At 67.5% G+C, this 19424-nt stretch carries 18 protein-coding genes and 1 pseudogene; 3 read left to right on the forward strand and 16 right to left on the reverse strand.

The features are described from left to right. Positions 1-41: 41 nt before the first annotated feature. From Sfulv_RS09315 to Sfulv_RS09335, 5 genes are all read right to left on the reverse strand, one after another. A complete protein-coding gene (locus Sfulv_RS09315; protein WP_173313251.1) occupies positions 42-824 on the reverse strand; it encodes a TIGR03936 family radical SAM-associated protein in 783 nt (260 codons plus the stop codon). A gap of 122 nt (positions 825-946) precedes the next feature. Continuing rightward, a complete protein-coding gene (locus Sfulv_RS09320; protein ID WP_173313252.1) occupies positions 947-2101 on the reverse strand; it encodes a hypothetical protein in 1155 nt (384 codons plus the stop codon). A gap of 201 nt (positions 2102-2302) precedes the next feature. Continuing rightward, entirely contained in the window at positions 2303-2854 is a 552-nt protein-coding gene (locus Sfulv_RS09325; protein WP_173313253.1) for a DUF6879 family protein, read from the reverse strand. Continuing rightward, a complete protein-coding gene (locus Sfulv_RS09330; protein ID WP_218578044.1) occupies positions 2814-4934 on the reverse strand; it encodes a DNA methyltransferase in 2121 nt (706 codons plus the stop codon). The genes Sfulv_RS09325 and Sfulv_RS09330 overlap by 41 nt, the downstream gene beginning before the upstream one ends. Continuing rightward, complete coding sequence (locus Sfulv_RS09335; protein WP_218578045.1) at positions 4931-5728, reverse strand: hypothetical protein; 798 nt, start codon at positions 5726-5728, stop codon at positions 4931-4933. The genes Sfulv_RS09330 and Sfulv_RS09335 overlap by 4 nt, the downstream gene beginning before the upstream one ends. 706 nt (positions 5729-6434) lie before the next feature. Between Sfulv_RS09335 and Sfulv_RS31715 the strand changes: the two genes are divergently transcribed. The 3 genes and pseudogenes from Sfulv_RS31715 (at position 6435) to Sfulv_RS30225 (ending at position 7266) form a co-directional block, all read left to right on the forward strand. Continuing rightward, the gene (locus tag Sfulv_RS31715; RefSeq protein ID WP_425576913.1) at positions 6435-6590 is read left to right on the forward strand and encodes a zinc finger domain-containing protein; all 156 of its coding nucleotides are present in this window, start codon (positions 6435-6437) and stop codon (positions 6588-6590) included. Between the two features lie 152 nt (positions 6591-6742). Further along, positions 6743-7059: pseudogene (locus tag Sfulv_RS30220) on the forward strand (recombinase family protein); the annotation flags it as partial. Between the two features lie 81 nt (positions 7060-7140). Then, on the forward strand, positions 7141-7266 hold the full coding sequence (locus tag Sfulv_RS30225; RefSeq protein ID WP_256669239.1) for a helix-turn-helix domain-containing protein: 126 nt from the start codon (positions 7141-7143) through the stop codon (positions 7264-7266). Positions 7267-7318: 52 nt separating this feature from the next. Here Sfulv_RS30225 and Sfulv_RS09345 read toward each other — a convergent pair whose 3' ends face one another. From Sfulv_RS09345 to mreC, 11 genes are all read right to left on the reverse strand, one after another. Next, positions 7319-7795, reverse strand: a complete 477-nt coding sequence (locus Sfulv_RS09345) for a hypothetical protein (RefSeq protein ID WP_173313254.1) — start codon at positions 7793-7795, stop codon at positions 7319-7321. A gap of 80 nt (positions 7796-7875) precedes the next feature. Then, on the reverse strand, positions 7876-8100 hold the full coding sequence (locus Sfulv_RS09350; RefSeq protein WP_173313255.1) for a DUF397 domain-containing protein: 225 nt from the start codon (positions 8098-8100) through the stop codon (positions 7876-7878). A gap of 272 nt (positions 8101-8372) precedes the next feature. After that, positions 8373-8585, reverse strand: a complete 213-nt coding sequence (locus Sfulv_RS09355) for a hypothetical protein (RefSeq protein ID WP_246353067.1) — start codon at positions 8583-8585, stop codon at positions 8373-8375. A gap of 303 nt (positions 8586-8888) precedes the next feature. Beyond that, positions 8889-9737, reverse strand: a complete 849-nt coding sequence (locus Sfulv_RS09360; protein WP_173313257.1) for a helix-turn-helix domain-containing protein — start codon at positions 9735-9737, stop codon at positions 8889-8891. A gap of 18 nt (positions 9738-9755) precedes the next feature. Continuing rightward, positions 9756-10271 (reverse strand): DUF6879 family protein, encoded by a 516-nt coding sequence (locus Sfulv_RS09365; RefSeq protein ID WP_173313258.1) that lies wholly within the window; start codon positions 10269-10271, stop codon positions 9756-9758. 377 nt (positions 10272-10648) lie between these two features. Then, positions 10649-12574 (reverse strand): TIGR03960 family B12-binding radical SAM protein, encoded by a 1926-nt coding sequence (locus tag Sfulv_RS09370; RefSeq protein ID WP_173313259.1) that lies wholly within the window; start codon positions 12572-12574, stop codon positions 10649-10651. A gap of 51 nt (positions 12575-12625) precedes the next feature. Next, positions 12626-14170 (reverse strand): CYTH and CHAD domain-containing protein, encoded by a 1545-nt coding sequence (locus Sfulv_RS09375; RefSeq protein WP_173313260.1) that lies wholly within the window; start codon positions 14168-14170, stop codon positions 12626-12628. A gap of 61 nt (positions 14171-14231) precedes the next feature. Next, a complete protein-coding gene (gene rodA, locus Sfulv_RS09380) occupies positions 14232-15422 on the reverse strand; it encodes a rod shape-determining protein RodA (protein ID WP_173313261.1) in 1191 nt (396 codons plus the stop codon). Beyond that, complete coding sequence (gene mrdA / locus Sfulv_RS09385) at positions 15422-17593, reverse strand: penicillin-binding protein 2 (protein ID WP_173313262.1); 2172 nt, start codon at positions 17591-17593, stop codon at positions 15422-15424. Before mrdA ends, rodA begins: the two co-directional genes overlap by 1 nt. A 37-nt stretch (positions 17594-17630) precedes the next feature. After that, on the reverse strand, positions 17631-18290 hold the full coding sequence (gene mreD, locus Sfulv_RS09390; protein WP_173313263.1) for a rod shape-determining protein MreD: 660 nt from the start codon (positions 18288-18290) through the stop codon (positions 17631-17633). A gap of 11 nt (positions 18291-18301) precedes the next feature. Beyond that, entirely contained in the window at positions 18302-19414 is a 1113-nt protein-coding gene (gene mreC / locus Sfulv_RS09395) for a rod shape-determining protein MreC (RefSeq protein ID WP_256668849.1), read from the reverse strand. Positions 19415-19424 lie beyond the last annotated feature (10 nt).

Below are 19424 nucleotides of genomic sequence, written 5' to 3' on the forward strand. Positions count from 1 at the left end.
AGGTGGTTCCCGGGTCGAAGGGCCGCGCTACGACGACCGCCCTACGCGGAACCTGCACCTTCCGGCGCCGTCGCGGCGGCGGCCGGGGCGACCGCTGGAACAGCGGTCGGGGCTGCCTCGCGGTCGGGCGCGAGCGGGTCGGTCACCGTGCCGGACTCCTCGTCGAAGAGCCCCTGCGCCAGCCTGGTCACCGCTGCGGCAACCGGCGGCGCGAGGTCGGCCACAACGTGGAGACCGGACAGGACGTCGTCGGGTCGCACGGCAGGTGTCACGTGCCGAACAACCAGCCGCAGTATCGCACAGGGCTTGTCCCCGGGCCTATCAGCCGGTGGATCAAGAGCCTGCAGGTCGGCGACGGCGGCGCGGGCGTCGAAGGTGCGCATCCCGTTCTTCGCCCGGCGCTGGACCTCCACGGCCTCGGCGTCGAGGAAGGCGGAAACGGCCTTCGCCGCGTCCTCGACGCTCACACCGTCGAGGCGCATCTCCCATACGGAGGCGGTCAGCCGGTCGGCGAGGCCGGAGGTCCGGGCCTCCACCGCGTCGATGACGTCCAGGCCGTCCGGCAGGGACTCGTTGAGCAGTTCCCGAAGGGTGTCCGGGTCACGCGCCTCGGTGAGGGCGAGCTCCAGGTACTCGGCCTCGCTGCCCGTACCGGTGGGTGCGGCATTGGCGTAGGAGACCTTGGGGTGCGGGGTGAAGCCCGCCGAGTAGGCCATGGGTACATCGGAGCGGCGCAGCGCCCGCTCGAAGGCACGCTGGAAGTCTCGGTGACTGGTGAACCGGAGGCGGCCGCGTTTTGTATAGCGCAGTCGGATGCGCTGCACTGCCGGTGCGGGCGGCGGGCCTTCGGGCTGTCGCTTGCCCAGTGGTTCTTCTCCTCGGTGCGGGGCGGTCGCGGTGGCGTACCGCCCACGAAGTATGGGGGGCCCGGGGGGTCCGCTCCGGCTCACCCCCGCCCGGCCGCTTTCGCTGCCGGCGGGGAGATCTCGGGTGCGGGCACCACGCCGGGGTCAGTCGTTGCATGGTGCTTACTACCCAGCCTACGCGCAGGCGACCCGTCGAGTTCCCGGGTCTCGGCCACCCGCCGCTCTCCCACCAGTGCTCTCCACGCGTCGCGGCGGGCCTGCCGCACGGTTTCGCGTGCCGCGCCGAGCGCTCCCCGAGCCACCCGTCCCGCCTCCGCGGCCGCCCGCCGGGCGGGTGCCCAGACCCGGTCCCGTACGACTCGCCCGACCGGTGTGCAGAGCGTGCGATAGCACCAGGCCACCGGCGCGCCGACCAGGTGCCGGGCCAGCCATACCAGGGCCCGGCCGACGGCACGCGCGATGAATCCCGCGATCCGCCACGCCATGGCGAGCGCGCCGAGGATCTCGCGGCCGACCGGGGCGAGAACACGTCGGCACACCCAGACGAGGGGGACGACGAGCAGCACGGCGAGCAGCCACGCGATGCCGTGGCCGAGCGGGGTCAGCAGGTGCCGGTAGGCCAGGACCAGCGGCAGCACCACCAGGTTGCGTGCCGTCCAGGCGAACGCCCGGCCGAGCGGGGCGAGGACGTACCTCCACGCACCGGCCACCGGCCACACGAACAGCGCGGTCAGCACCCACCCAAGCGCTCGGACGATCCCCCGTCCGGCGGGTGCGAGCAGCGTGCGGCCGAGCCACATGAGGCCGTGCCCCAGCGGGGTGAGGACGGCGGAGTGGAACCAGCCGAGCGGGACGGTGATGCCGTAGTGGACCAGGGGGACGACGATGTGACGCCACAGGCCCACCCAGGGCCGTACGAAGACTGCGGCGGCGAGCCACAGCAGCGCGTGGCCCAGCGGGGTGAGGACGGAGCGGTACAGCCACGCCGCCGGAACGACGGCCAGTACGTCGAGGAGCCGGACCAGCGCCCTGCCCAGCGGGCGCAGCAGCACGCGGTCAGCGGCGCGCGCGCCGGCCACCAGGAGGTCCCAGAGCATGCGTACGGGAAGGACGAGCACCAGGACCACGATCCGGACCGGAATCCTGATCAGCGTGGTCAGGCAGCCATCACCCGGTGGGTACGGCGCCGGCGCCTGGTGCTTTCCGTACGGGGCGGGCTGCGCTTCCTCGTCCATGACGGACATGACGCGAAGGCCCGGTCCGCCGGTTTACGGGACTGCGCCTTCGTCACCGAGTTGTCACCCGGGAAGCGGTGCGGCGACGGCACCACCGTGAGCGGCAGCGGTGTCGCGCTCACCGTCTGCGGGCGACGACCTTGGCTTCCTTCCCGGATGCCTGCCGAAGCGCCCGCGGTGCCGCCCCCAGCTGCCCTCTGTTCACGTACCGGCGTGCTTCTTCCACCACTCGGAGAACGGCTCCGCGTGCGCCAGTGCCGTGTCCCGGATGGCGACGAACTCCTGTGCCCGACTCTCGGGAACAGTGTCCCGTCCCGTGACAGCCCCGGTGTCGTCGTAACGCATGACGACGGCCGTTCCCTCATCGAAGAGCCAGAAGTCCTCCACACCCTCCAGCGGATTGGGCTTGTCCGTGGTGTCGAGAATGAAGAACTCTTCACCACCGGTCGCGTTCCTGCGGTACCCCCAACCCAGCTCGAACCGCAGATACGGTGTGAGAGGCCGCGACAGGATGTGCACGCGACAGATGCGCCTGCCGTCGCCCGTGTGGGCCCGGACTTCCGACAACCAGGATTCGTTGTAGTCGGTCGGCTGCGGCTGCCCCGAGAGGAACGCTTGATAGGCGTCCGCATTCCCCGACTTGCTGTAGTCGGCGAGAGTCTCAAGCCGGAACGCCTCTCGCTCGAAGGTGTCGAACAACTCGCCGATGTCCTTAAGGCACCAGGCGCCCGATGCACTCCGTAGCCAAGTCATCCGCCAGCGCGGCTGTGGCCAAGAGATCGATATCTTCCGGGTTGGCGGTGTACGTGGCGAGCACGTAACCACGGACCACGGATCGAATGTCGCCCGCGCCAACCGGAACCTGCGCGGCTAGCAGCTCACTCAGCAAAAGCTCAGCTGCACGTGAAGCCGCTCGCGGGTCAGTCATCATGTTGAGAGCGGTTCCCGACCGCTTTCGGCAGACTACGACTGAGTCTAGGTTGGAAGGCTCCTTTCCACCCTTTGTGACGCTCGTGGCCATCTCTCCCTTGACGGGACGGACGGCGGTTACTACCAACCCTGCATCCGCGAGAGCATGCATAAGCGCCACCCACCCGGAGATACGAGCTTGGTGGAATGTGAAGGCAAGTAGACCGTCAACCTTCAGAACACGAGCACACTCACCCCAGACGCGAGCGATCGCTTCACGGAATTCATCGGGAGAGGCGCTCTGCACTTCGCCCACACTCCGGGTCGTCTCTCGTCCCACCGGATAATGATCGAACGGTCCAATTTCCCGAAGCCAGGCGTGAAAGAAATCGGCCAGCTCGGAGTAGTGCACGTTATCCATGTACGGCGGGTCGGTGACAACGAGATCAACCGACCCGTCAGGCAAGTCAGTCTGCGAGGAATCCCCAGTTCGCAGATAGACTGTGCCAGCAGGCAAGCCTTCCGCCGGCCATTCATCAACAAGGTTCAATTCGATCGGTTGGGACAAGCCCTCGACACGCTTCACCTGGCCACTGACCAGCACCTGGTCGGCGGGTGAAACCTTGTACGCTTGCGCCCTCATGATCCGGCTGGAGAAAAGAGTGGAGAATGAACCGGAAGATGCCGGAGTTCCCCACGGGTGCGCTTCAAGGGGCGTGCGTTCCGGCTTCAGCACGTGATTGCTGAACATGTGCCTGACGGCACCGGTTCCTTCCCCCTTGAAGGAACAGAACATGTTGTTGAACTCAAGGGTCCCAGAGAAGAGCGTTGCGAGAGCCTCTCGCTCGGAGGCATTGACATCGAGTTCCCGGATGGCGGCACCCAGCAACCCCAACGAATAGAGCTGGCGATCATTGAAGAACTGGCGCCATTCCCGGAAGCCCCATCGGGTGGCCTGTCGGGTGTTTTGCCCGTCGTCGAGTCCCCCACGCGGAGCTACCAGGCTTCCCTGCTTCTCCTTGAGCAGCTCGGAGCACTCGGTGTAAAGATCTCTGTCGAAGTTGCTGATGGGTTCGTATCGCTTCTTTCCATCAAAGCCGAGCACAAGCTTGGCGAACATCTCTCGCTTGGGAGGCTGCCCTCCAAGCGCATCAACCACCTTTGACGTGTGCCCCTGCGGACATGTCATGACGCTACGGCTTACCGCTCCCTCCTGCCGGAAACGGTGACCATTGCTACATTCCATTTCCTGGAATTCATACCTGCCAGGGAGAATATCCAGACACTCAGGGCAAACAATCTGAGCGTCGGGCACCCGTTTCGGGTAGGCGTGTTGAGAGAAGACGTGAGAAGAAAAGAGCCGCGTAGCCACGCCGCAGTCCAAGCAGTCTGCTAGCCCTACCCAGAAATAGTAGAGGACAGTCTCACCGGTCTCAGATCGATGCACTCGATCGATCTCCGACCTGCAACTCACTTCAAGGATCTTGAATGCCCGCTGAAGCTCGGAAGTCTCCCACATCTGGACAGCCTGGCGTTGCGTAAGCGTCGCGACTGGGTTGATATCCCAGCCGACCACCGAGGCTCCGAGCTTCGCAGCTTCCACGATGGTGGTTCCCGATCCCGAAAATGGATCAAACACAGTGATGCCATCGAGGCTTGTCGCCGTTGAATACGCGTCCAGCGCCTTGGAACGATCGTCAGTGAGAGCTGATGTTAGAATCCCGCGGAAGACCGAGCCAAGTCGCTTGGCCCACCATTTGTGAGTGCTAGTCGCTGGACGATGCACCTCCTTGCGCCACGACTCCGCTTCCCCGATCTGACTCAACTCTGCAGCAGGAAAGTCATACTCCAAGGCAGTTCGAGCTGGAACCCGATAAAGCTTGCGAGCAAGATCGGTCGCGCGGTCAATTTCAAATAGGGTCACTCGTCGCCACCAAGGAGAAGCTGGTCATTGATCTGCTCAGAACTCTTCATCCTGACGAGTCCACTACCTGCCCCTCGCGCGCGATAGGCGGTAAAGTGATGTTCCTTGCCAGCCGAAGGATTTGGCGCGAACTCGGGTGTGAGCACATTTTCGCGCATGTCGAAACTGTATCCGACTATAATATCACGCGTCTCCACGCGAATCAGATCGCCTACTTTCTCTAGCCTTCCGTCCATCGGAAGCTCAGCAGGAACAATAAGCGTCGCCTGCCCCGTTGTCCCTTCAGCCAGAGCAAATGGAGTCGGAGCCACGTACATCTTCCGGTCACGGACCAGCAGATCACCATATGACCCGAACCCTCGGAAACTCTTATTCTTGTGGACATACGTGTGGTCGGCATTGAGGAAGTCACCGTGACAAACGACCAAGTCGACTACGGGATACTCGGATTCCCCAGAGTTTGCCGGATAGCGACCGAAGACGTAGAACACCGTTCGACCATTATGTAGACCGGTAGGAACTCGGCTATTGCTATCGTAGTCTGCTTCTCGCCCAGGCCACTGGAGACCCTTGACCTCATAGCCCTCCGGCTGGTGCACCAGGGTGAAGTCCGGGTAGCTATTCCTGCCGATCGAGTCATGCATGAGACCGGCATCGGTCAAACGATCCCCCATCCAGTTCTGAAAGTGAAATTCCTTATCCGATTTACTCACGCGCTTGATCAGCACCGCGCGCTGCATGGCTTCGTAGCAAGCCAGAAATGCATCGCTGGAAGTGGAGGGGTTCGAAGCCATCAGGGTTCACTCCGAGGTCTCTTGCCGCGTCGGCCGACGCCGACCAGTCGGCCCAAGACTATGGGTCCATCCGGGGGGTGGCGGCTCAAACGGCACACTCAGCCACTCGAGGTAACGACCCTGGAACCGTGGCGGAACCCGACCTGCTAAGACGTAGCGGCCGAGCAAAGCCTCTTCAAGGGACCATCCCCCACCCCTGTGGTTGAACAAGTCCGGCGCTTGCAACGTCGCCCGTGCCCACGATGCCGACATGATCAAGACGTCTTGGGCCCTCATAGGTGAGCACGCAGACGAGTGGACCGGGGATGATGCGCAAGAGTGCGCAGCGGCCCTAGAGACAAGGGGCGGAGCTGCGGTCGCAGCAAGCAGCATGACCCCGAAGCAGCGCAGAGCTTCCTCGAGAACTTCCTTACGCCGGTATCGGAGAACCTGCGTACGGCGGGCAGGGCGGCCCTGGTACAGGGCAGACCATGGAATTCCGCTGCCGGTCCCATCCTCGTTGCCGCCTCCGCCGTCCCGGCAAAGGACATCCCGAAGGGCCCACTCAGCGCGGATGATCCGACCGTCCCGTAAACCTTCGTTTTCGGGACGGATGGCCAGCGCTCTCGGCGTGTCCGTTTCACCCCCGCTCCGTCGTCTCGTAACCCGTCCCGAAACATCACCCTCCCCACTGGCTTTCGGGACACGTTTGTGAGACGGCCTGGTCATGACCACGAACGCCCCGGCCGCACAGGTTGAACGCCACGCCTGCCCGAAGTGCGAAGCCCCCGCCGGTAGCTCCTGCCGTACGACGACGGGCAAGTGGCAGCGAACTACCACACGGGCCGCTTCGCCCTGGTGCCCGCACTCACGGCGGAACTGACCGTGAAGACTCCGACCGACCGCAACCCCGGCAAGGCGTGGGCACAGGGCGCTCCTGTCACACAGGTACCCGGCGCGATACCGGGCGCTGCGATCCGGCTGGGCTACGCCCGTTGCTCAACCGTTGGGCAGGAACTCCAGTCGCAGTTGGACATGCTTGCCCGTGCCGACTGCACCCGCGTCTTCTCGGAGAAGACCAGTACCCGCGTGAAGGAGCGGCCGGAGCTGGAGAAGGCGCTCACCCTGGCACGAGAGATCAAGGCAGCCGCACCGAATCAGCCGGTCATCCTGACCGTGGTCGAAATGAAGCGTCTGGCCCGCAGTGCGTCAGAGCTGATGACGCTGTCTTCACCCTTCAGGCGGACGGCATCCAACTGGAACTCCTGTCCGGTCCTCTTCAGGGCGTGTACGACCCGAACGGGGCGGGTGCCATCGTGTTCGCCGTGCTCGCCGTGAGTGCCGAGGTTGAGCGGGAAGGCATCCGGGAGAAGGCGTTGGAAGGGCTGGAGGCTGCGGCCCGCAAGGGCAACGTCGGTGGGCGTCCGTCCGTCGTGGATGACGACGCGCTCGCCGTAGCCCGTGCCCGGTACACCAAGGGAGAGAGCGTCACAGCCATCGCCAAGGCGCTGGGAATCGGTCGTGCCACCTTGTACCGCCATCTTGGCGAGAGCGCCTGAGACAGGCGCACACGGACACGGACAAACCCTCGGCGTACGCCGGGGGCCGCTGTCATGTGCGGGCCTGCTGGGCGGGGCAGGGCAGGTCGGGGGCAGCACGGTTCGGCGAGCACGTCACAAGGGCGAGGGAGTGGAAGACAGTGCCCTTCAGGTAGTGCCCGAGGGACACGTCTCCTCCCCACGTCAGCCGCTCGACTGCACCCTTCACCAGGAGAACCAGTCTCGTCACTTCCCCATCCTGCTCAGAGGCGAAGCGGGGCGCGAACTCTGCGAGCTGAAGGCCGAGCCACTCACCGGCTTCCTTGGGTTCCTCCCATGTCCCTCGGATCATCGAGGGCGGTTTCATCAGCCAGTGCGCCGTCTGGATCGGGGGGACATCGGTGGTCGGAAACACGGCCACGGCTTCCCGGTGCCGGTCGAGTACCTCCTTCTCGCTGCTCGCGGTCGGGGCCTGACCGGCCGGTCTGCGGACGCTCTCCCTGTCGAACGTCTTCTTCTCCCCCACCCATGCGTAACCGTGGTGGTGCACCGCTGCTCCGTTCCGAGAGATGACGACGGCCCCGCCCGTCGGCGTGAGGGCGGGGCCGTCAGTTCACGTGGTGCCGTGGATCAGGCGGAGAGGTCGAAGCGGGCGGGGTCGATACCCGCCGCGTCCAGCTCGGCCGTGGTGAAGCGCAGCGGCTCGGCGCTCGGGCGCTTGCTGTCGCCCATGGCCCATGCGTCCGGCCCGATCTTCGCGAGGGTCACGCACGCCTCGCCGTCCGGGTGGGTACTGCCGCCGCACGCCTTCGAGAACTCGGCTCCCTCGATGGGGAGCCCGTACAGGTCGGTCATCGTTGTGCCCTTCCTGATCTGCTTCACAGCCGGGCGAGGGCCGGCTGCACCCGCCCGTGATGGGCGGGAGTCGATGGGTGCTTCGGTTACCCGGGGCCCGAAGCGGTCGCCCTCACCGCCCAGGGCGGCACTCCAGTCAAGGAGCGGACCGGGCCAGAACCTGGGCACGTCAACCCGGACGAGACACGTCCTGCCTCTGCTCAACGGCTTGTCGATCGGGGGACTACCTGCCTCCCGCCGGGAGGGCAGCGGTGACAGGATTCTGTGACGGCTCAGGAAGCCGAGGGCACCCGCAGCGCCTCGGCGATCTGCTCGACCGCATCAGCGCGGATCATCCCGAGGTGGACGTACGCCTGCCCGCTGTGCGTCACGACGGGCCGGACGCTGCTCCACGCCGACTCGGGAACTCCGAGCGCGGCGAGTGCCGCGCGTATGGACTCCGTGGCGTCCGTCGCCTGAGCCCTGGCGTCTCTCCACGTCTGCATGTCCATCAGTGGCCGGTCCCGTGCATCCGAAGCAGGATGTTGCAGTCAGCGACCGTGGTGCTGTCGTGCTCCATACCCGCTGCCTTTCGGAGCTGGCCGAGCCGCGCGCATTCGGGGCAGCCAGGTACCGGACGGGGCGCAGGGCGCTCCTCCCTGATCGGCAGTTCTACCGGCGCTTCCTGCCACCGCGTGGGTTCCGTCGTCGTCACCGTCGCGCCCTCCCTGTCGCTTCCGAGGTCGATGAACAGACCGTAGGGAGCGGGGGCGTAAGGGGTCCACGCTGTTGCACGCGGTTGCACGGATTCACCCGAGGGCAGCGAGAGCCTTCGTGATCAGGGCGCGTGCTTCGGCTCCGCGCACAGCGGACCGGGACAGCTCGGAGAAGGCCCGGAGGTACGTACGGATCTCGCCGGGCGTGGTCAGGTTGATCTCTGCGGTGAGGGTCTCCACCGCCACCTGTTGATCGTCGAAGGCGTAGAAGGCTTCGAGCGGCCAGACGGTACGGCGGGCCCGTGCGGGGATGATGCCGAGGGATACGTTCGGCTGTCCCATCACCGTAAGCACGTGTTCCAGTTGGGCCGCCATCGCGGCATCGTCACTCACCCGGTAGTAGAGAACCGCCTCTTCGAGCACCAGGGCGAACCGATGGTCACCTTCCCGGATCACGCGAGACCGTTGGGTCCGAGCCTTAACGGCTTCAGCCACATCGTCCGGGGTTCCCTGGAAGGCTGTGATGGAGCGTAGAAGCCCCGTCGCGTAGCCGGGGGTCTGAAGCATCCCCGGCATGACGTTCGAGGCGTACACGCGGAAGGAGCGGGTTCGCTGGTACAGCGGGACAGTCTGCTCATGGACTCGCCGCATCCCGTCGCGGTGGATCTGCCTCCACTCGACGTACATCAACTCCGCGTTGCGGGACGAAGCGATCAGATCAGCCGCGTGATCGTCCGCCTCGCATGCAGCACACCAGGCACGGATGTCAGCGTCCGAAGGTAGCGTCTTGCCCCGCGCGATCCGGGATGACTTGGACTTGTGCCAGCCGCACCGAGCGGCCAGCTCATGCCCTGACAGGCCAGCGTCTTGCATGAGGCCCTGCAAGCGCGCAGCCACAGCGGCTCGTGCCGCTTGGGCGCTGGAAAGTGGGGAGGAAGGCATGAGCTGACCGGTCAGGAATCAGACGGCGTTCTCGTGCAGGATGGCTCGCTCCCACACCGCTTCGAACGCCGACGCGCACAGCTCAACTGCGGCAGGGTCTTCCGTCTGGTCCGTGTGGACCCACCGGCCGACGCCGTCGAATAGGTTGAACTGGACAAGGCGGCCGTCGAACAACAAGAAATCGTTGCCCGGCAGGGCGAGGTCCGAGGCGTTGCGACGGGGCAGCCAACGGATCTGCTCTCCGGCAGCCACGTTCGTGAAGGTGCCCGAGTGCTCGAAGGCGATGTAATCGCTGACGGGCTCCGAGACGATGCGGGCACGTCGGCTGACCACACCCTTGGCCGTGACCTCCTGAACGAGGTCGAGCCAGGGACGCCACCACGAAGCTCGGTCCTCGGGGTCGAGCCGGCGCCCTTGCTTCCATGCGGCGAAGCCTTCGCTCTCGACGCCGTACGTGTCGCGCATCTCAAGATGCACGGCTGACTCCTGCACCGACCTGGTGAGCTCAGAGAAGTCAGTCAGACTCTGCGACACGGAGCGCCTCCCTGGGAAGCGGGATCACCCGCTTCGGAACCCTGACCACCGACTCGTGCCCGGGGATCGGCACATCTCGCGAGCTCTCGCCCGTGGGCTACTCGTCTGCCGTCCACCCCTGGATCACAAGATCCTTCAATTCCCGGTCCACCCACACAGCGGGTGATCCGTGATCTCCGGACTAGGGATCTTTACCGACGAACCGTAAGGCCGTGGTGCCCCTCCCTGTCGAGCACGTTGCGCCTGGTTGCACGACCTTCACTCTGTCGGAACCTGCGGGGCAAGGGGGCTTGATCACCCCGATCCGACCCGATGCAGTCCATGGGTGCCACGCAGAAGGCGCCCGGACCCTACGGTCCGGGCGCCTCTCGGTGCGGCTACTTCACCACCGTGAGCGGCAGCAGCGTCCTGCCGGTCGGGCCGATCTGGATGCTCGTGTCCATCTGCGGGCAGACGCCGCAGTCGAAGCACGGCGTCCAGCGGCAGTCCTCGACCTCGGTCTCGTCGAGCGAGTCCTGCCAGTCCTCCCAGAGCCAGTCCTTGTCGAGGCCGGAGTCCAGGTGGTCCCAGGGCAGGACCTCCTCGTACGTCCGCTCCCGGGTGGTGTACCAGTCGACGTCCACACCGAGGTCGGGCAGTGTCTTCTCGGCGCTGCTCATCCACAGGTCGTAGCTGAAGTGCTCGCGCCAGCCGTCGAAACGGCCGCCCGCCTCGTACACCGCGCGGATGACGGAGCCGACCCGGCGGTCGCCCCGGGAGAGCAGGCCCTCGACGATGCCCGGCTTGCCGTCGTGGTAGCGGAAGCCGATCGAGCGGCCGTACTTCTTGTCGTCGCGGATCTTGTCCCGGAGCTTCTTGAGCCGGGCGTCGGTCTCCTCCGCGCTGAGCTGCGGGGCCCACTGGAACGGGGTGTGCGGCTTGGGGACGAAGCCGCCGATGGAGACGGTGCAGCGGATGTCGTTCTGGCCGGACACCTCGCGGCCCTTGGCGATCACCTTGACCGCCATGTCGCCGATCTGGAGGACGTCCTCGTCGGTCTCGGTGGGCAGACCGCACATGAAGTACAGCTTCACCTGGCGCCAGCCGTTGCCGTACGCGGTGGAGACCGTACGGATCAGGTCCTCCTCCGAGACCATCTTGTTGATGACCTTGCGCAGGCGCTCGGAGCCGCCCTCGGGGGCGAACGTGAGACCGGAGCGGCGGCCGTTGCGGGTCAGCTCGTTGGCGAGGTCCACGTTGAACGCGTCGACGCGGGTCGAGGGCAGCGAGAGCCCGATCTTGTCCTCGGTGTACCGGTCGGCGAGGCCCTTGGCGATCTCACCGATCTCCGAGTGGTCCGCGGAGGAGAGCGAGAGCAGGCCGACCTCTTCGAAGCCGGTCGCCTTGAGGCCCTTCTCGACCATCTCGCCGATGCCGGTGATGCTTCGCTCCCGCACGGGGCGCGTGATCATGCCGGCCTGGCAGAAACGGCAGCCGCGGGTGCAGCCGCGGAAGATCTCGACGGACATCCGCTCGTGGACGGTCTCGGCGAGGGGCACGAGGGGCTGCTTGGGGTAGGGCCACTCGTCGAGGTCCATCACGGTGTGCTTGGACACCCGCCACGGCACGCCCGACCTGTTGGGCACGACGCGGCCGATGCGGCCGTCCGGGAGGTACTCGACGTCGTAGAAGCGGGGCACGTACACCCCGCCGGTCTTCGAGAGGCGGAAGAGCACCTCGTCGCGGCCGCCGGGGCGGCCTTCGGCCTTCCACGCGCGGACGATCTCGGTGATCTCCAGGACCGCCTGCTCGCCGTCGCCGATCACCGCGCAGTCGATGAACTCCGCGATCGGCTCGGGGTTGAAGGCCGCGTGGCCGCCCGCGAGCACGATCGGGTCCTCGACGGTGCGGTCCCTGGACTCCAGCGGGATGCCCGCGAGGTCCAGGGCGGTGAGCATGTTGGTGTAGCCGAGCTCGGTGGAGAAGCTCAGCCCGAACACGTCGAACGCGCCGACCGGCCGGTGGCTGTCCACGGTGAACTGCGGCACCTCGTGCTCGCGCATCAGCGCTTCGAGGTCCGGCCAGACGCTGTACGTGCGCTCGGCGAGGACGCCCTGGCGCTCGTTGAGTACCTCGTACAGGATCATGACGCCCTGGTTGGGGAGTCCGACCTCATACGCGTCCGGATACATCAGGGCCCAGCGGACGTCGCATTCGTCCCACGGCTTGACGGTGGAGTTGAGCTCACCGCCGACGTACTGGATGGGCTTCTGCACATGCGGGAGCAGAGCTTCGAGCTGTGGGAAGACCGACTCGGCAGACATCTGGGGACCTTCGTGAGCTGGCAGGGATGACCATCCAGCGTACCCCGGGGCTCAGCCCTTCAGCGCCGAGCGGACGGCGGGCCGGGAGGCCCGGGCCCAGACGTGCGGCAGTTCCCGTTCCCTGTCGGCGGCGGCCGACTGCTCCTGTCCGTACAGCAGTCCCCAGGTGAAGGCGGTCTCCCCGGCCGCGTGCGCCTGGACCGCCAGCTCCCGCAGGGCGTCGCGGGCGACGACGCTGTCCTGGTGGTCGCCGAGGACCTTCTGCACGGCCTCGATACGTCGGGCGAACCTCCTGGCGGGCTTGCCGAGCGCCGGCCGCGCCGCCTCCCCCGCGTACCGTGCGCGCTTGGCGGCCTTGCGGGCCTCGTGCATCGCCACGTCCCGGCCCTGGCCCGGCGGCTGTTCCAGGGCGTGGGTGACCCGGGTGGCCAGGCGTCCGTAGTCCTTCAGCAGGGCGTGCGGCAGCACCTCGGCGGGCTTGCGGGCGGCGGCGGGCAGCAGGGGCGGATCGGCGAGAAGGGCGTCCAGGGAGTCCAGCAGGGCCAGGTAGCGCTCGCTGTCGAGTACGGCGGCGACGCGGCGTTCCGAGCCGGCGCTCCTGACCACCGACCAGACGCGCAGCCTGGCTTCGACGGGGCCGAGGAGCAGGGTGCGGGGCAGATCGGCGGTTCGGGCGTCGAGGCGGGCCCCCAGGACCTCCCTGTCGCGTTCGACGCCGAGTTCGGCCGCCAGCCACTTCAGTTCCGCGCCGAGGGGGTCGGTGACCTCGCGGTCGAGGATCTTCCGGTACGTCTTGAAGGCGCTGCGCAGCCGGCGGGTGGCGACGCGCATCTGGTGCACGGAGTCGGGCAGGTCGCGGCGTACGGCGGGGTCGTAGGCGATGACGGCCTCGATCTGGGCGCGTACGTAGGCGAGGACGTGGTCGCCGGCGGTCGGGGGCCGCCGCTCGCGCTCCCTCTTCGGCCGCTTCGCCGGGCGGCCCTCCTTCCCGGGTTCGGTCTCGTTAAGAGCCCTGGCCAGCTTCGAGGCGGACGCGGCGGGCCGGACGCCGGCCTTGCGCAGCCGCTTCTCGACGGCGTCCAGGAAGGCCGGGTCGCCGTCGTCCGCGAGTTCGACCTCGATCTCGGTCCACCCGGCGGTGGCCCCGCGGCCCTTCCCGGTGAGCCGTTCGGCGAGGACCTCGTCGACGCTGACCTCGGCCAGGAAGGTGCCGTCCGCGTCGGCGAGGTGGTGGACGTCACGGGTGGTGAGCAGCCGGACGACGGGGGCCAGGCCGGCGTGCCTGACCCGGGAGCGGAGCAGCTCCGCGAGGCCGGGCGGCAGGGTGTCGGCGAGCGGGGCGCCGATCTCGTCGCGGACGCCGGGGGCGACCGGGAGTTTGAGGTGCCAGCCCTCGTCGCCTCCGCCGGTCCTGCGCCGAAGGGTGAGTGAGGAGGCGGCCAGCCGGAGGTCCGCGGTGTCGTAGTAGACCGCGTCGAGCTGGGTGACGCCGTGGTGGGTGACGGCGGAGACCCCGGCCACCCTGGTCAGGTCGGGCAGCCGGGTATCCGGAGTCGCTTCGTACTTACGCTCGATTTCGCGCTTCGAGTCCGTCATGTAACGAATCTAGACGGGTTGCGCGCGCACGGGCAGGGGGCGTCGGCCGATCGGCCGTGGATCAGGCCGTTATGGGCCGCTGGACCCGGATCGACTGGAGCAGCCCGATCGCCACCCAGACGGCGAACATCGACGATCCTCCGTACGAGACGAACGGCAGGGGAAGCCCGGCGACGGGCATGATGCCGAGCGTCATCCCGATGTTCTCGAAGGACTGGAAGGCGAACCAGGCGATGATCCCGGCGGCGACGATCGTGCCGTACAGCTCGGTGGTCTCCCGGGCGATCCGGCAGGCACGCCACAGGACGACGCCGAGCAGGAAGATGACCAGCCCGGCGCCGAGGAAGCCCAGTTCCTCGCCGGCGACGGTGAAGACGAAGTCGGTCTGCTGCTCGGGGACGAACTGGCCGGTGGTCTGCGAGCCCTTGAAGAGACCGGTGCCCGTGAGGCCGCCCGAGCCGACCGCGATGCGGGCCTGGTTGGTGTTGTAGCCGACGCCCGCCGGGTCGAGTGCGGGGTTGGCGAAGGCCGCGAACCGGGCGATCTGGTAGTCGTCGAGGAGCCCGAGCTGCCAGACCGAGACGGCGCCCACGGTGCCCGCGCCGAGCAGTCCGAAGACCCAGCGGTTGGACGCGCCCGAGGCGAGGAGCACACCGAGGACGATGACCGCCATGACCATGACCGAGCCGAGGTCCGGCATCAGCATGACGACCGCTATCGGGACGATCGCCAGGCCGAGCGACTTGGCGACGGTCCAGTGGTCGGGGTGGAGCTGGTCGCCCGCGTCGACCCGGGCGGCGAGCAGCATCGCCATGCCGAGGATGATCGTGATCTTGGTGAACTCGGAGGGCTGGAGGGAGAAGCCGCCGCCGATGATGATCCAGGCGTGGGCGCCGTTCACGGTGGCGCCGATCGGGGTGAGCACGGCCAGGACGAGAAGGACCGAGAGGCCGTACAGGACCGGGACGGCGCCGCGCAGGGTGCGGTGGCCGAGCCAGATCGTCCCGATCATCAGGGCGACGCCGATGCCGGTGTTGAGGATGTGCCGGAACAGGAAGTAGTACGGGTCGCCGTGGGTGAGCGTGTCGCGGTTGCGGGTCGCCGACCACACCAGCAGCGAGCCGATGAGGGAGAGGGCGAGCGAGGAGCTGAGCAGCGGCCAGTCGAGCCGCCGTACGACCGAGTCGCGAGCGGTGAGCCTGGCCCAGGAGGACTGTTCCGGAGCGTACCGGGAGACGGAGAAGCCGGCCATCAGTCGCGCCTTCCCGGGGCTCCGGCGAGTGCCTGCCCTACCACTTCGACGGGCTTCTGCGACGCGGGGTCGTACGGCTTGATCTTCGGCGCGTCGATCGAACCGTCGGGCTGAATCCGGGGCAGGGCCTTCTGCGGCTTGGGCAGGAGGGCCTTCTTCAGGTTCTGCTTGCCCGCCGCGTCGAGACCGTAGAGCGCGTTGTAGATGTTGCGCACGGCGGGCCCGGAAGCGCCGGATCCCGTACCGCCCTGGGAGATCGTCATGACGATCGAGTAGTCCTCGGTGTACGTGGCGAACCAGGAGGTCGTCTGCTTGCCGTAGACCTCGGCCGTGCCCGTCTTGGCGTGCATCGGGATCTTGTCCTGGGGCCAGCCGCCGAATCGCCAGGCGGCGCTGCCCCGGGTCGCGACACCCGCGAGGGCTTCGTCTATCTTGTCGCGCGTGTCTCCCTCGAAGGGGAGCTTTCCGTGCGCCTTCGGCTGGATCTCGCGGACGGTCCTGCCGTCGCCGCTGACGATGGCCTTGCCGACGGTCGGGTTGTAGAGCGTGCCGCCGTTGGAGATGGCCGCGTAGATCGTCGCCATCTGGATCGGGGTGACGAGCGTGTCACCCTGGCCGATCGAGTAGTTGACGGAGTCACCGGCGCGCATCCTGTCGCCTTCGAGGCAGTTCTCGTACGCGATCATCTCGACGTACGTGCCGTTCTTCTTGCCCTGCTTGCACCAGCCCTCCTTGTTCGCCCGGAAGAAGTTCTCCTTCCACTGGCGGTCGGGGACGCGGCCGGTGACCTCGTTGGGGAGGTCGATGCCGGTCTCCTTGCCGAGGCCGAACTGGTGGGCCGTCCGGTAGAACCAGTCGTTGGTCTTCTTCTTCGGCCGGATGCCGCCGTCCCGGTGCCACTCCTTGTGGGCGAGGCCGTAGTAGACGGTGTCGCAGGAGACTTCCAGGGCGCGGCCGAGGCTGATGCTGCCGTAGCCCTGGGACTCGAAGTTCTTGAAGACCTGGCCGCCGATGGAGTACGAGCTGGGGCAGGGGTAGTTGCCGTCGAAGTCGTATCCGGCGTTGACCGCGGCGGTCGTGGAGACGACCTTGAAGATCGATCCGGGGGCGGCCTGCCCCTGGATGGCCCGGTTCAGGAGGGGGAAGTTGGACTTCTTCCCGGTGAGGTCGGCGTAGTCCTTGCCGGAGATGCCACCGACCCAGGCGTTGGGGTCGTAGGTGGGCAGGGAGGCCATGGAGACGATGCGGCCGGTCTTGGTCTCCATGACGACGACGGCGCCGGAGTCGGCCTTGTAGCGCTGGTTGGTGTTGCGGTCCATCTCCTTGCGGGCGATCTCCATGGCCTGGTTCAGCTCGTACTCGGCGACGGCCTGGACCCGGGCGTCGATGGAGGTGACGACACTCGCGCCGGGCTCGGCCTTGTCGTTCTCGGCCTGCCCGATGACCCGGCCCAGGTTGTCGACCTCGTAGCGGGTGACACCGGCCTTGCCGCGCAGTTCCTTGTCGTACGTGCGCTCCAGGCCGGAGCGGCCGACCTGGTCGGAGCGCAGGTACGGGGAGTCGGTGTTCTGCGCCTTGGTGAGCTCCTCGTCGGTGACCGGCGAGAGGTAGCCGAGGACCTGCGCGGTGTTGGCCTTGCCGGGGGCCGGGTAGCGGCGTACGGCGGTGGGCTCGGCGGTGATGCCGGGGAAGTCCTCGGCGCGCTCGCGGATCTGGAGGGCCTGCTGCGTGGTGGCCTCGTCCGTCACCGGGATGGGCTGGTAGGGCGAGCCGTTCCAGCAGGGCTGCGGGGTCTTGGAGTCGCAGAGGCGGACCTTGTCGAGGACCTCCCTTGGCTGCATGTCCAGGACCTCGGCCAGCCGGGTGAGTACGGCGTCGCCGTCGTCCTTCATCTTCATCAGCTCGGTGCGGCTGGCGGAGACGACGAGACGGGTCTCGTTGTCGGCGAGGGGGACGCCGCGCGCGTCCAGGATGGCGCCTCGCACGGCGGGCTGGACGACCTGCTGCACGTGGTTGTTCTTCGCCTCGTCCGTGTACTCCTGCCCGTTGCGGATCTGGATGTACCAGAGGCGCCCGCCGAGCGTCAGCAGCAGGGAGAAGACGAGGACCTGAATGACGATGAGGCGGATCTGGACCCGCTGGGTCCGTCCGGTCTCGGGAATGTTGCTCATGCGGCGCCCCCGGTGCGGTTCGGGTACTGGTGCGGCCTCACAGTCGCTTGACCCCCTTGATCCTTCCCGCGCGTGCGGCGCGGTTACGGGCGGCCCTGACGCGCAGTCCGCCGCGTTGGCTGCCGATGCGCAGTCCCGTGCCCGAGGCCAGCCAGCCCGCGGCGACGTCGCCGCTCGAACTCTCGGAGAGCGGATCGTTGTCGGTACGTCTGGCGAGCGCCATGATGAGCGGCACGGTGAACGGCGCGAGGAGCAGATCGTAGAGCGCCGCGGTGAACAGCAGACTGCCCAGGCCCACATGGCGGGCGGCCGTGTCACCGACGAGGGCGCCGACGCCCGCGTACAGCAGGGTGGAGCCGACGGCCGCGGCGACGACGACGGCCATCGGGACGAACGCCGACTTGAGCTGCCCGTTCTCCGGCCTGGCCAGGCCCACCAGGTAGCCGATGACACAGAGCACCAGGGCGTAGCGCCCGGCGGCGTGGTCGGCGGGGGGCGCCAGGTCGGCGAGGAGGCCCGCGCCGAAGCCGATGAGGGCTCCGCTGACGTGGCCGTAGACGAGGGCGAGCGCGACCACGACGAGCAGCAGCAGGTCGGGGACGGCGCCGGGGAGCTGGAGCCGGGCGAGTACGGAGACCTGGACGACGAGGGCGAACACGACCAGGGCGGCGGAGAGCAGAGTCCGGTTGAGGCGCATGGGGATCAGCTCTACTCCTGGTCGGTTGCGGCGTTGCCGGCGGGATCGGAGGGATCGGCGGGATCGGCGTCGCCAGGCGGGTCGGCGGTGCCGGTGTTCCCCTGCGGGTCGGCGTCCCCCTGCGGGTCGGCGGCGCCGTCCTCCACGGGCTTCCCGGTCTCGTCGACGTTCCCGACGACCTTTCCGCTGTCGTCCACGAGGTCGCCGTTGGGCTGGAGGGTGACCGTGACGGTCGGTGTGGGCTTCGGCTTCTCGGGCTTCTTGGGCTGCTTGGGCAGGACCATGTCGCGGGGGTCCTCGCGCGGTGCCTGGACGACGACGCCGACGATGTCGAGCTTGGTGAAGCCGACGTACGGCCTCACGTAGACCGTCCGGGTGAGGGCGCCGCCGGACGGGTCCACCCGGACCACTTCACCCACCGGGACTCCGGGCACGAACGGCTTGTCCTTGCTGGAGCCGAAGGTGACGAGGCGGTCGCCGTTCCTCACCTTCGCCTTGCCGTTGAGGAACTGGACCGAGAGCGGCCTGGAGCCCTGGCCGGTGGCGAAGCCGAGCTCGTCGGTCTTCTCCATCCGGGTGCCCACGGTGAAGTCGGGGTCGTTGGCGAGCAGGACGGTCGCGGCGTCGGGTCCGACCGTGGTGACCCGGCCGACCAGCCCCTCACCGTTCAGTACGGTCATGTCGCGCTTGAGTCCGTCGTTGGCACCCGCGTCGATGGTGATCGTCCAGGAGAAGCCCTGGGCCGCTCCTATGGCGATGACCTCGGCGGCCTTGATGCCGTACTGCCCGGCACCCGCGTTCTTCATCATCGCGTCGAGCTGACGGACCCGGCTGCGGTTGCGGTCGTCGCTGCCGAGCTTCGCCTTCAGCGCCGCGTTCTCGTGTTCGAGAGCAGCGATCCGGTCGTGCCGGTCGCCGGAGTCCCGTACGGCTCCTATGGCGTTGCCCACCGGGTCCACCGCCGCCGCCACGCCGTTCTCGACCGGTCCGAAGACCGTCGCGGCGGCCTGCCGGGCGCCGTCGACCGGCGACTCCTCGCCGCCACGGATGTCCACCGTGATCAGTGCGAACGCGCTGGCGATCAGCAGCACCAGGAGCAGCCGGCTCTCTCGTGTGTCCCTCACGTGCGGCGGC

The sequence above is a fragment of the Streptomyces fulvorobeus genome (genome assembly GCF_013167895.1).
Classification (GTDB): domain Bacteria; phylum Actinomycetota; class Actinomycetes; order Streptomycetales; family Streptomycetaceae; genus Streptomyces; species Streptomyces fulvorobeus.

Excerpts from the sequence above, each read along its gene's own strand:
- Sfulv_RS09320 (WP_173313252.1), bottom strand. The coding sequence starts at position 2,101 with ATGGACGAGGAAGCGCAGCCCGCCCCGTACGGAAAGCACCAGGCGCCG.
- Sfulv_RS09325 (WP_173313253.1), bottom strand. The coding sequence starts at position 2,854 with ATGACTTGGCTACGGAGTGCATCGGGCGCCTGGTGCCTTAAGGACATC.
- Sfulv_RS09335 (WP_218578045.1), bottom strand. The coding sequence starts at position 5,728 with ATGGCTTCGAACCCCTCCACTTCCAGCGATGCATTTCTGGCTTGCTAC.
- Sfulv_RS31715 (WP_425576913.1), top strand. The coding sequence starts at position 6,435 with ATGACCACGAACGCCCCGGCCGCACAGGTTGAACGCCACGCCTGCCCG.
- Sfulv_RS09350 (WP_173313255.1), bottom strand. The coding sequence starts at position 8,100 with ATGACCGACCTGTACGGGCTCCCCATCGAGGGAGCCGAGTTCTCGAAG.
- Sfulv_RS09355 (WP_246353067.1), bottom strand. The coding sequence starts at position 8,585 with ATGCAGACGTGGAGAGACGCCAGGGCTCAGGCGACGGACGCCACGGAG.
- Sfulv_RS09360 (WP_173313257.1), bottom strand. The coding sequence starts at position 9,737 with ATGCCTTCCTCCCCACTTTCCAGCGCCCAAGCGGCACGAGCCGCTGTG.
- Sfulv_RS09370 (WP_173313259.1), bottom strand. The coding sequence starts at position 12,574 with ATGTCTGCCGAGTCGGTCTTCCCACAGCTCGAAGCTCTGCTCCCGCAT.
- Sfulv_RS09375 (WP_173313260.1), bottom strand. The coding sequence starts at position 14,170 with ATGACGGACTCGAAGCGCGAAATCGAGCGTAAGTACGAAGCGACTCCG.
- rodA (WP_173313261.1), bottom strand. The coding sequence starts at position 15,422 with ATGGCCGGCTTCTCCGTCTCCCGGTACGCTCCGGAACAGTCCTCCTGG.
- mrdA (WP_173313262.1), bottom strand. The coding sequence starts at position 17,593 with ATGAGCAACATTCCCGAGACCGGACGGACCCAGCGGGTCCAGATCCGC.
- mreD (WP_173313263.1), bottom strand. The coding sequence starts at position 18,290 with ATGCGCCTCAACCGGACTCTGCTCTCCGCCGCCCTGGTCGTGTTCGCC.